Annotated in this window: 11 protein-coding genes; 1 reads left to right on the plus strand and 10 read right to left on the minus strand. The window is 61.6% G+C overall.

Annotated elements, in window-relative coordinates; all coding sequences use genetic code 11:
- Positions 1–3: 3 nt before the first annotated feature.
- From R6X40_RS20300 to R6X40_RS20340, 9 genes are all read right to left on the minus strand, one after another.
- Positions 4–678 carry an HAD family hydrolase gene (locus R6X40_RS20300; protein WP_318415626.1) on the minus strand — a complete coding sequence of 225 codons (675 nt, stop codon included), beginning with the start codon at positions 676–678 and terminating at the stop codon, positions 4–6.
- A gap of 139 nt (positions 679–817) precedes the next feature.
- Positions 818–1,429, minus strand: coding sequence for a LysE family translocator (locus R6X40_RS20305; RefSeq protein ID WP_318415627.1), 612 nt, complete (start codon positions 1,427–1,429; stop codon positions 818–820).
- Positions 1,430–1,506: 77 nt separating this feature from the next.
- Positions 1,507–2,301 (minus strand): AraC family transcriptional regulator, encoded by a 795-nt coding sequence (locus tag R6X40_RS20310; RefSeq protein ID WP_318415628.1) that lies wholly within the window; start codon positions 2,299–2,301, stop codon positions 1,507–1,509.
- A gap of 10 nt (positions 2,302–2,311) precedes the next feature.
- Positions 2,312–2,716: a GFA family protein gene (locus R6X40_RS20315; protein WP_318415629.1), complete on the minus strand. Its 405-nt coding sequence runs from the start codon at positions 2,714–2,716 to the stop codon at positions 2,312–2,314.
- Between the two features lie 35 nt (positions 2,717–2,751).
- On the minus strand, positions 2,752–3,552 hold the full coding sequence (gene iolB, locus R6X40_RS20320; RefSeq protein ID WP_318415630.1) for a 5-deoxy-glucuronate isomerase: 801 nt from the start codon (positions 3,550–3,552) through the stop codon (positions 2,752–2,754).
- Between the two features lie 63 nt (positions 3,553–3,615).
- Positions 3,616–4,533, minus strand: a complete 918-nt coding sequence (iolE, locus tag R6X40_RS20325; RefSeq protein WP_318415631.1) for a myo-inosose-2 dehydratase — start codon at positions 4,531–4,533, stop codon at positions 3,616–3,618.
- An 80-nt stretch (positions 4,534–4,613) separates the two neighbouring features.
- Positions 4,614–6,464, minus strand: a complete 1,851-nt coding sequence (iolD, locus tag R6X40_RS20330) for a 3D-(3,5/4)-trihydroxycyclohexane-1,2-dione acylhydrolase (decyclizing) (protein ID WP_318415632.1) — start codon at positions 6,462–6,464, stop codon at positions 4,614–4,616.
- Between the two features lie 226 nt (positions 6,465–6,690).
- Positions 6,691–8,625 carry a bifunctional 5-dehydro-2-deoxygluconokinase/5-dehydro-2-deoxyphosphogluconate aldolase gene (locus tag R6X40_RS20335; RefSeq protein ID WP_318415633.1) on the minus strand — a complete coding sequence of 645 codons (1,935 nt, stop codon included), beginning with the start codon at positions 8,623–8,625 and terminating at the stop codon, positions 6,691–6,693.
- A 104-nt stretch (positions 8,626–8,729) separates the two neighbouring features.
- The gene (locus R6X40_RS20340) at positions 8,730–9,593 is read right to left on the minus strand and encodes a MurR/RpiR family transcriptional regulator (protein ID WP_318415634.1); all 864 of its coding nucleotides are present in this window, start codon (positions 9,591–9,593) and stop codon (positions 8,730–8,732) included.
- Between the two features lie 333 nt (positions 9,594–9,926).
- Between R6X40_RS20340 and R6X40_RS20345 the strand changes: the two genes are divergently transcribed.
- Entirely contained in the window at positions 9,927–10,754 is an 828-nt protein-coding gene (locus R6X40_RS20345; protein ID WP_318415635.1) for a class II glutamine amidotransferase, read from the plus strand.
- Here R6X40_RS20345 and coaBC read toward each other — a convergent pair.
- Complete coding sequence (gene coaBC, locus R6X40_RS20350; RefSeq protein WP_318415636.1) at positions 10,740–11,945, minus strand: bifunctional phosphopantothenoylcysteine decarboxylase/phosphopantothenate--cysteine ligase CoaBC; 1,206 nt, start codon at positions 11,943–11,945, stop codon at positions 10,740–10,742. The two genes, R6X40_RS20345 and coaBC, sit on opposite strands and share 15 nt — an antisense overlap.
- Between the last annotated feature and the right edge of the window lies 1 nt (position 11,946).

Raw genomic sequence — 11,946 nt, forward strand, 5'->3', positions numbered from 1 at the left:
TGATCAGCGGCGGTCCGTCAGCGTGAGATCGCCATTTTCGTCGACCGAGACTTCGATGCCGATGTAACCGGGGATCGTCTGGTGCGCCGTCTCAAAAGGATGCGTGTGCGTGGCGGTGATGACCATGACGTCGGAGCCTGCCGATTCCCCGGCGATCACACCAGCCGCCACGTCTTCGAATACGAGGCAATCCTTGGCATCGAAACCGACACGCTCAGCGCCGAGCAGGTAGCATTCCGGGCTCGGCTTGCCGCGCGAGACATCTTCGGCGATGACGATGAATTTCGGTTCCGGCAGGCCGGCGGCAGCGATACGCACCTTGGCGAGTTCGCGCGGCGACGAGGTAACGATAGCCCAGCGCTCCGGCGGCAGGCTCTTGAGGAATTCGATTGCGCCCGGCAGCGGTTTGACGCCATCGATGTCCTCGATCTCGCCCTGGCAGATGATGGCCGATTCTGCTTCCGGATCGACACCCGGCAGGCCAAGCTGGCGGATCGTATCGACGCCGCGCTTGCCATGCATGGTCGGCAGGAAGGTTGCAACATCGAGGCCATGGCTTTCAGCCCATTTTCCCCAGACCCGCTCGGCGGCTTCGATGGAGCTCAGGAGCGTTCCATCCATGTCGAACAGGAAGGCGGAGTATTTCTTGCCGAATACCGGCGAGGACGCTGAAGACACGAGGCAGGCTCCTTTGAATGTCTGGCGAGCCGCATGTCTTGTGACCGCGCGGCGGACCCCGTTCGAATAAGGGGATTCCCCCTCAAGATCAAACGGATATCCGCTTTGGCTGGGCTCGGATGCGCTTTCTTGGCCAGCCTCACCGCGCCGACAGCGCCAGCCGTAGCCCCATCAGCCCGAAGGCACCGGCAAAACCACGCCGCAGCCATGTGGTGACGCCCGGCCGGGAGATGACGTAACGCCGCGCTGCTGCAGCAAAGACGCCATAGAACACGAAGACGATGAAGGTCAGCACCATGAACACGGCGGCGAGCCACAGCATGAACAGCGTCGGCGACGGCGTACCGTCCGGCACGAACTGCGGCAGGAAGGCCAGGAAGAACAGCGATAGCTTCGGGTTGAGACTGTTGAGCAGGATGGCTGTCCCGATAATCTTGCCGGGCCGCATCGGCGGGGTTTTCTCCGTCACCTGCAGGCTGTCGGCATCGCGCAGGACGCTCCAGGCCATGTAGAGCAAATAGGCGACGCCGAGATATTTGATCACCTCGAACGCCAGGGCGCTGGTGTGCAGCAGAGCGGCCAGCCCGGCGACGCTGGCAACGATATGCGGCAGGATGCCGAGCGTGCAGCCGAAGGCGGCGAGGATACTGGCCCGGCCGCCGGAATTGAGGCCGGTTGCCAGCGTATAAAGCACGCCGGTGCCGGGTAGCAGAATGACGACAATGGATGTCAGCAGATATTCGAGGGTCACGATGCACTCCGTTCGACAAGGAAAACCGCAGATAAGCGGATCCTCGACCCTCCGGTCTTGAACGAAATTGCAGGTCGTCAATTCTGCGCCAGCGCGTAGGCTCCCGGCGTCATGCCATAGGCGCGAACGAAAGCCCGGGTCATATGGCTCTGATCGGCAAAGCCGCTGGCAAAAGCGGCATCGGCAAGTGATGCACCCTTGACGATCAGCCTGCGAACGGCCCCGATACGGCGCTGCACCAGATAGGCGTGCGGCGTCATGCCGGTCGCCTGCGAGAACCCCCGCACCACCTGAAACCGGCTGAGACCGCTTGCTGCGGCAAGATCGGAAAGAGACGTTGCGGCGGCCGGATCATCATCCAGCAAGGCCTTTGCCTGATTGATGGACGGTGGCACGAAACGGGAGACCGACTGGCGATCCATCAGCGATGCCACCAGCTGCAGAAAGCCAGTTTCGGGCGCCAGCGTCTCGCGCATCTGCGTCATTGCCGCGTAGACCGGCAGGAGACGCCGGGAAGCGTCTCCATCGTTCATCACCGGCCTTGAAAACACGAAATCTTCTGGCCTGCCTTCGCCGATATCGAGAACCGCCTGGGCAATTACGCCGGGATCGAAATACAGCATCCGCCACGAACGTCCCTCCGGGCCGATCGGATGACCGTCATGCACTTCACCCGGATTGACTGTGATCATGTCGCCGGGACCGGCCTCGACCGGGCCGCGGCCGCTGGCGGACGTCTGGGCACCCCGGATGATCACGCCGATGCCGAACTGATCATGCGTATGGCGGCCGAAGCTATGGGCGGTGTCGGCCTCCACAGCCTCCACACCTTCGACTACGCATTGCCGCATCCGGAACTGGCCGGTTTTCATTGTCCGTTCCTCAATCCCGCTCGCGGCCAGGCAGCGCTTCGCGCTCGCCAAACCAGTTCGCCGCCGAAGAACACCAGATCTGGCCGCGTGGCGCAAGCGCCCGGCGCTGGCTGACGTTACCCCAGCGGATGCCGATCTCTTCGGCGTCCTCGCCAGTTCCCGTTGTATAGATCGGCGAACCGCAATTGCCGCAGAACATCTGGAACCGCGTGCGTCCGTTATCGCCGGTCTTCACATAGGTTTTCGGCTCGCCCGCCGTGATGCGGAAATGGGCCTTCGGGGCGGAAACCGTCACGCGATAGACCGAGCCAGTCAGGTGCTGGCAATCGGTGCAGTGGCAGATGCCGACATTATCGGGGTCGATCTCGGCTTCATAGCGGATCGCGCCGCAATGACAGTGTCCATCGATATGCATGGCGGTTCCTCCCTGTTCAGGAGGAACCTAGCGCATCAGACGCCGGTGAACAGCCAGGCATGTTCCTTGGCGTTGTTGAATTTCCAGACACGCGACGGGCCGGCCATGACATTGAGATAGTAGAGGTCGTAGCCATGGATCGCCGCGACCGGGTGATAGCCCTTCGGCACCAGCGTCACGTCTCCATCTTCCACCGCCATCGTCTCGTCCAGCGAGCGGTCGTCGGTATAGACGCGCTGCATGGCGAAACCCTGAGCCGGATTGAGCCGGTGATAGTAGGTTTCTTCGAGGAAGCTCTCGGCCGGCAGGTTGTCCTCGTCATGCTTGTGCGGCGGATAGGACGAGGTGTGGCCGCCGGGCGTGATGACCTCGACGACCAGCAGCGAATGCGCCGCATTGTCGTCTTCCGGCATGATGTTGGTGACATAGCGTGTGTTGGTGTTCTTGCCGCGGGTCATCTGCGGATGGCGGCCGGGCGCGATCACCTGAGCCTTGTAGCCTTCGCCGCCCGGAGCGGAGCAGACGGCGAGATCAAGCGCAGTCGTCGCCGTCGCTTCCCAGCGGCTGCCCTTCGGCACGTAGACCGCATAGGGCTGGCCCTCGAACGGCGTCATACGCTCGCCAAGCTCGCCAAAATCCTCGCCATCAACGGAGATTTTTGCCTTGCCGGAGACCAGCACAAGGCAGGTTTCGCGGTCGGTGCTTTCCCCGCCAACCTTCTCGCCAGCAGCCAGCCGGTTGAGGCCAAAGCCGACATAGGTCCAACCGGCGGATTGCGGCGTGATGTCGTGGACGAGCCCGGAGGTGCCGTTTGGCTTGACGAGAAGGTTTGGCATGCGCTTGGTCCTTTTATCCAACATTCAGGTGTTTTCGGGCGCGTTTTAAGCGCGCCCGAAGCGTTACCCCTTGGGAAAGCCTTCCGTTTCCACGGTATAGCCTGCCGCAGTCATGACGCGCATCAGCTCGGCATGACCGATCTCCGCCATCTTCTGTGGCGGCGACTTGCGCGGATCCTGCTCGGCCTCGACCACGAACCAGCCTTCATAGCCATAGTCGGCGAAACGCTTGACGATAGCGCCAAAATCGAGCGAGCCGTCGCCCGGTACGGTGAAGGCGCCGAGCGCCACGGCGTCGAGGAAGGACTGCTTGCTGCGATCCAGACCGTCGACGACGGCCTTACGGATGTCCTTCACATGCACATGGTTGATGCGGGCATGGTGGTTGTCGATGGCGCGCAGCACGTCACCGCCGGCAAAAGCCAGATGGCCGGCGTCCAGCAGCAGCGGAATACCTTCGCCCGAATTCTTCATGAATGCGTCGAGTTCCGGTTCGGTTTCGACGACGGCCGCCATGTGGTGGTGGTAAGACAGAGGCATGCCCTGGTCGGCGCACCATTCGCCGAATTCGGTCACGCGGCGTGCATAGGCCTTCATCTCGTCGTCGCCCAGGCGCGGCTTGGTGGCCAGCGGCTTGGAACGGTCGCCCTGGATCGAGCGGCCGACTTCACCATAGACGATGCAGGGCGCATTGACGGCCTTGAACAGCTCGATCATCGGCGCGATGCGGTCCTTGTTGGCTGACAGATCCTCATTGACCAGCGTGCCGGAGAACCAGCCGCCGCAGAGTGTCACGTCGGCCGCGCGCAGGATCGGCAGCATGTCCTTCGGATTGTTGGGAAAGCGGCGGCCTTGCTCCATGCCGGTGAAGCCCGCGCTGCGCGACTGGCGCAGGCACTCTTCAAGCGACACGTCGTCGCTGAGTTCTGGGAGGTCGTCATTCCACCACGCGATGGGCGACATGCCGAGTTTGGCTTTCATGAAAATTCTCCTTGAAGCGTCGTTCGGGAAGCCTGCAGCAGGCTCCCCCAAAAATGATCTGGAAATGGTGTTGGCGTATCTTAGCCGATGCGCTGGGAGGCGAGCGCCTTTTCGTAGCCCTTGCGGGCTTCGTTGACCTCGGAGCGCTTCGAGACTTCCGGTACCGCCACATCCCACCAGTTGCCGCCCTCGTCCGTGGTGATCAACGGATCGGTATCGATGACGATGACGGTGGTGCGGTTTTCGCCGGCGGTTTCCTTCAATGCGATTTCCAGCTCGCTGATCGAGGCGACCTTGCGGGTCAGCGCGCCCATGGCGGCGGCATGTCCGGCGAAGTCGATAGCCGGGAGCGTGACGTGATGGGTGTCGCGCAGAAGATTGTTGAAGTTCGCGCCACCGGTCGCCATCTGCAGCCGGTTGATGCAGCCGTAACCGGCATTGTCGAGCAGGACGATGGTGATCTTGGCGCCGAGCATGATCGACGAGGCGATCTCGGCGTTCAGCATCATGTAGCTGCCGTCGCCGACCATGACGATGACGTCGCTGTCGGGCTTGGCAAGCTTGACGCCGAGGCCGCCGGCCACTTCGTAACCCATGGTCGAGAAGCCGTATTCCATGTGATAGCTGCCGGGCGCATCCGCCTGCCAGAGCTTGTGCAGCTCGCCGGGCAGGCCACCTGCCGCGCAGACGAGCGTGGTGTTTTCCTTGCGGGCGCGCTGGACGGCGCCGATTACCTGCGCGTCGGACGGCAGCGGCGCATTGGTGGTTGCGGTCGCCTTGTCTGCGGCCTTCAGCCATTCGGCCTTGCCGTCCACCGCCTTCTTCGTCCAGGCGGCATCGACCTTGTGCGAACCGAGGCCGGCGCTCAAGGCATCGAGACCGACGCGGGCGTCGGATACCAGCGGCAGGGCCTCATGCTTGGCAGCATCGAAGGCCTGGGTATTGAGGCCGATGATTTTCAGGTCGTCGTTCTTGAACAGCGACCAGGAACCGGTGGTGAAATCCTGCAGGCGCGAGCCGACGGCGAGAACGACATCCGCATCCTCGGCCATTTGGTTGGATGCCGAGGTGCCGGTGACGCCGACTGAGCCCATGTTGAGCGGGTGGCTGTGCGGCAGCGACGACTTGCCTGCCTGGGTTTCGACGACGGGGATACCGTGCCGTTCCGCAAAGGCTGCGAGTGTCTTGCTGGCTTCGGAATAAAGCACGCCGCCGCCGGAAATGATGACTGGCTTCTTGGCGGCCTTCAGCACTGTGATCGCATGCGCCAATTCATCCGCATCCGGATGCAGGCGGCGGGTGGTCCAGACCTTTTCGTCGAAGAAGCTTTCCGGATAATCATAGGCTTCCGCCTGCACATCCTGGCAGAGCGACAGCGTAACCGGACCGCAATCGGCTGGGTCGGTCAGCACCTGCATGGCGCGGCGCAGCGCCGGGATGATCTGCTCCGGACGGGTGATGCGGTCGAAATAGCGCGAAACCGGGCGAAAACAGTCGTTGACGGTCATCGTGCCGTCGCCAAAATCCTCGATCTGCTGCAGGACCGGATCGGGGCGCCGATTGGCAAAGACGTCGCCAGGGAGAAGCAGGACCGGCAGGCGGTTGACATGGGCAAGCGCTGCCGATGTCACCATGTTCAGCGCGCCGGGGCCGATAGACGTGGTGCAGGCCATGAAGCGGCGGCGAAAGCTCGCCTTGGCGAAGGCAATCGCAGCATTCGCCATGCCCTGCTCGTTCTGGGCGCGATAGGTCGGCAGCGTATCCTTGATGCCATGCAACGCCTCGCCGATACCGGCGACATTGCCGTGGCCGAAAATGGCAAAGACACCGCCGAAGATCGAGGTCTTCTCGCCATCAATCATCGTCATCTGCTGGGTGAGAAACCGCGCAACGGCTTGCGCCATCGTCAGGCGAACGGTTTTCTGGCTCATCGTTTCCTCCTCGAACGAGGACATTGCCTCGCATTGAACTCTTCACTCGAGGAGAGCTTTACCCCCCTCTGTCACTCCGTGACATCTCCCCCTCAAGGGGGGAGATTAAACGCAAACTTCGCGCCTTCCCCAATAGCGAGCCCTTGTTGGCCTTGCTAATCTCCCCCCTTGAGGGAGAGATGTCGGCGTCGCCGACAGAGGGGGTGCAGCCACGCGCACCGCACCTTCATCCGGCCGCTTTTGTTTCCGCAAGGCCAAGCCAGAGATTGACCAGCGCCTCGAATTTTCCAGCCATGTCGGCGATCGCCTGCTCGTCATTGATCTCGCCCGCCAGCCAGGCCTTGCTCGCCTCGGCAAAGATCGTTCGTCCGACCGCGAAGCCCTTGACGGTCTTCGACGTGCGGGCGGCCGCAAAGCCTTCCTTCAGCACGTCATATGGCGCTTCCAACCCCAGCAGAACAACACCCCGGCAGAGCGGATCGCGCGCCTCGATAACGGCATCGATCGCAGCCCAGGCGGCACGGCTTGCCTGCGGCTCGAGCTTCCACCAATCTGGCTTCAGGCCGGCATCGTAGAGTTCGTTCAAGGCGCGTGGAATGGTGTTGTCGTCGAGCGCGCCGTGTTTGCCGGCGATAATCTCGATCAGGATTTCGCGGCCGACCTTTCGGGCGGCTTCGAAAGCGGAGCGCAGCTTGGCGATCTGGGTTGCCTTCATCTCCGCCGGGTCATCCGGATGGAAGAAGCTCAACACCTTGATGCAGTGATCGACCGGCCAATCGATAAGCCGGCTACCGAGATCCTGGCTGAATTCGAACTGCAGCGGCCGCGAACCCGGAAGCTCGATCGGCTTGCCGATCCAGAAGTTCTTGTTGACCGCATAGAGCGCATCACGGCCATACTTGTCATCGATCAGCATGCCGAAGCCGGGGCGGCCATTGGCGATACGCTCGGCCGCCTTGACGGCCAGTACCTTGAAGGCCGGGATACGAGCCAGAAGCTCGGCATTGTCCCCTGCCAGATCTTCCAGCTGGCTGCGATGGTCGATGGCGAGCGCCATCAGCTGCGGGATTTCACGGCGGCGGGTGGTGGCCCAATGGATGTGGTTGATCGCCTCGTCCTTGCGCAGCGCCTTTTCCTTGCTGCCGTTTTCCAGGAAGAACTGCAGCTCGGTCCAAGTCGGGATTTCCGGTGCGCAGAGAAGGCGTGACACGGCAAAGGCACCGCAAGCGTTGGCCCAGGTGGCAGAGGTTGCATGCGGCTCGCCCTTCAGCCAACCGCGCAGGAAGCCGGACATGAAGGCATCGCCGGCGCCGAGCACGTTATAAACTTCGATCGGGAAACCCTTGCCGATGATGCCGTCTTCGAGATCATTCGAGATCGGGCCATCATAGACGATGCAGCCCATCGGGCCACGCTTCAGCACGATCGTCGCCTTGGAATTGGCGCGGATGGTTTTGAGCGCTGCCAGCAGATCGTTATCGCCTGACGCGATCAGCACTTCTTCTTCGGTACCGACGATCAGGTCGCAATCGGCCAGAACCGTCTTCAGATGCGCGGAGACCTTTTCCGACGCGATATAGCGGTTGTCGCCTGCATCGTGGCCGGCAAGGCCCCAGAGGTTCGGCCGGTAGTCGATATCGAAGACGACCTTGGCACCGCTTTGTTTGGCGATGCGGATCGCCTTGCGCTGGGCAGCGTCCGTGTGCGGCTTGGCAAAATGTGTGCCGGTGACGAGGATGGCCCGGGCGGAGCGGATGAAGTCTTCGGAAATATCGTCTTCGCAGAGCGCGCTATCGGCACAGTTGTCACGATAAAACAGCAGCGGGAAGGAATGTTCGTTTTCGACGGCAAGGATCGCAAGCGCCGTCAGCCGCTCGGGATCGGTGACGATGCCCTTGGTCTCAACGCCTTCACGCTCCAGCTGCTCGCGGATGAAGCGGCCCATCTGCTCCTTGCCGACGCGAGTCAACAGGGCGGACTTCAGGCCGAGACGCGCCGTGCCGACGGAAATATTGGTGGGGCAGCCGCCGACGGATTTGGCGAAGCTGGCGACATCTTCGAGCCGGGTGCCGATCTGCTGGCCGTAGAGATCGACCGAGGCACGGCCGATGGTGATGAGGTCAAGCGGCTTGTCTGCCTGCGTCCTGTTGGTCTGGCTCACTGCGTCCTCCCGGCAGGCGCTTGCGTCGCGCCGACATTTTTATTGGCTGGTGGGGTGTCGCCTTTATGAAACATAAATTCCGTCATTTCGTCAATATGGAATTTTCATTCCATCGACTGATCTTCGCTGACCCGCCGTCTTTTTTCGGCGACCGCAACCGTCAAGGCCATGGCGAACGCCATGCTGGCAGAGAGCGAGCGAAACCCGGCATGGTCGGCCTCGACGAGCTCGAACCAGACTTTCGAGGATTCTGCGAGCGGTGAGAATGCCGAATCGGTCAGCGAGACCACTGGCACCTTGCGGTTGGCGAGCAGCTTGGCCTGATTGACACTTTCCGATGCATAGGGCGAGAAACTGACGGCAAAGGCTGCGTCCTTCGGACCTGCCATCGCCAGGATGTCGTCATCGATCCCAGCGGCCGTGCCAACCATCTGATATTTGACCTTCAGCTTGCCGAAAGCATAGGCCATGTAGCCGGAAATCGGATAGGACCGCCGTTTGGCAACCAGATAGATGGTTTCGGCATCGGCCAGGATATTGACGGCACGCTCGAATGCTTCGGGTTCGACCGAACTGGCGATATTGTCGAGCGAACGGTGTGCTGCGGCGACAAAGCCGTTGAAGATCGAGCCGCTTTCCAGCTTGCTGTGGTCGTTACCGCTGAGCGATTTGAGACGCTCGTCATAACCGGGAGTGCGCTCACGCAAGCGCGCCCGGAAAATCTGCTGCAGGCTGGAAAAACCTTCAAAGCCGAAATGCTGGGCAAACCGCACCAGCGTCGATGGCTGAACATCGGCTGAGGTGGCGATGCTGGCCGCCGTACCGAAGGCGATTTCATCGGGATTATCGAGGGCATAGGCAGCGACCTGGCGCAGTCGTTTCGGCAACTGGGCCTTACGCTCCAGGATGATCGTCTTGAGACCGTCGAAATCCTGCGGAATGGCGATGCTGTTTTCGGTTTCGGCCATGTATCCGGGTCTCTTCCTGAGTTTACGCTGTCGTCAGGACCTTATGCAAAGTTTCCCCGCAAGAATAGAACATACATTCCACAGCTGCATTTTTCCTGCTGTTTCGTGATTTTCCCGGCCACATGCGGCGGCGGCCGGGTTACCGGGGCTGGCTTTCCCTCCAACGTTCCCGAAGAAACAGCCCCAACGGCCCAAAATGGTTGGTTGGGCAACACAATGCGGAAATGATCCTGTTCGTTAACGCATTTTTACCATGTTTGGCCGGATGATCGGCGAATATCATGGTTAACGAACCATCAAGGCGGGCCTTCCCCGCGATCCGGAGTATCCTGCATGTGCCGCTGGGCAGCTTATCGCGGAGAGCCGCTCTATCTGGAAGAACTGGTGTCGTCGCCGGCTCACTCGCTGATCGAGCAATCCCATTGCGCCACCCGCGCCAAGACGGCGACCAACGGCGATGGCTTCGGCGTCGCCTGGTATGGTGATCATCCAGAACCCGGCCGCTACCGCGACATCCTGCCCGCCTGGTCGGACTGTAACCTGAAGAGCATCGCCCGGCAGATCCGCTCACCGCTGTTTCTCGCCCATGTGCGGGCAGCGACGGGCGGCGGCACGCGGCGCGACAATTGCCACCCCTTCGTGCATGGCCGCTGGTCCTTCATGCACAATGGCCAGATTGGCGACTTCGAGCATCTGCGCCGGCCGATGGAAGCGATGCTCGACAACGACCTTTACACCGCCCGCACCGGCTCGACCGATAGCGAGCTGCTGTTTCTGCTGGCATTGCAATTTGGTCTTGAGCAGGACCCGTTGGGGGCGATTGCCGAAACTCTGGCCTTCGTCGAACGACTGGCCGAGCATCTTGAGCGCAAGGTTCTAGTACGCTTTACCGCCGCGCTTTCCGACGGCCATGATCTCTATGCCGTGCGCTACGCATCCGACTGGAAGGCACCGACGCTTTATGCGGCGCCGATGGGGCCGAGCGGTGGCTATTGCCTCGTCTCCGAACCGCTCAACGATGACGACAATGCCTGGGTGGAAATCCCCGACGGCACGGCCGTCATCGTCGGTGAAAACGGCGTTGACGTCCGCCTCTTCGGAACGGCAGGTGCCGCCCCGGACACGTCGCGGATGGGGCGGGTCGCGTCAGGAAAAATGTGAGGCGATCAGTTTACCGAGACGCTCGGCAACAGCCTGCTTGTCCATCTCCGGCCAGTCCTCGTCACCGGACTTGCCGATCACCTTCACCGTATTGCGGTCGCCGCCCATGATACCGGTATGGGGCGAAACGTCGTTGGCAAGGATATAATCCGCACCCTTTCGCTCCAGCTTCGAGCGGCCATTCTCAGCGACATTCTGCGTTTCGGCAGCAAATCCGACCACCAGCTTCGGCCGTTTGGCATGATGGCCGATGGTTTTCAGGATATCCGGATTTTCGGTCAGCAGCAGCGGCGGCGGCGCTTCGCCCGGCTGCTTCTTGATCTTGTTGCCTGACGCACTGGCGACACGCCAATCGGCGACAGCAGCGACCATCACAGCGATGTCGGCGGGCAGTGCTGCAATCACAGCATAGCGCATTTCTTCAGCCCGCTCGACATGGACGACCCTCACACCCTTCGGATCGGCGATCGCCACCGGACCGGAAACCAGTGTCACCTCGGCACCGAGCCGGGCAAGCTCGGCGGCAATGGCATGCCCTTGCTTTCCCGACGAACGGTTGGCGATATAACGGACCGGGTCGATCGGCTCATGCGTTGGTCCCGACGTCACGATGGCCTTCTTGCCTGCCAATGGTTTCGGGCCTGCATCGAGCAGCGCTTCGGCGGCGGCGGCAATCTCCAGTGGTTCGGCCATCCGGCCCTCACCTTTTTCGCCGCTTTCGGCCATTTCGCCGGAAGCCGGGCCGATGAAGTGGATGCCATCAGCCACAAGCGTTGCATGGTTGCGGCGAGTGGCCGCGTGCGACCACATTTTTGGATTCATCGCGGGTGCAACAAGCACAGGTTTGTCGGTCGCCAGAAGGATCGTCGATGCCAGATCGTCAGCCAGGCCATTGGCCATTTTCGCCATCAGGTCGGCGGTAGCAGGAGCGATGACAATCAGGTCGCAATCGCGCGCCAGGCGGATATGGCCGACGTCCTGCTCATCCTCGCGGGAAAACAGCTCGGTAAACACCTTGTCGGCTGCCAGCGCTCCGACGGCAAGCGGAGTGACGAAAGCCTGCGCTCCCGCCGTCATCACGGGGCGCACGGACGCACCACGTTCGCGGAGCCGCCGGATCAGATCGAGACTCTTATAGGCCGCGATGCCGCCGGAAATGATAAGGAGGATGCGTTTTCCCTGAAGCGTCATG

This window comes from Rhizobium sp. PL01 (assembly GCF_033447125.1).
Classification (GTDB): Bacteria; Pseudomonadota; Alphaproteobacteria; order Rhizobiales; family Rhizobiaceae; genus Pararhizobium.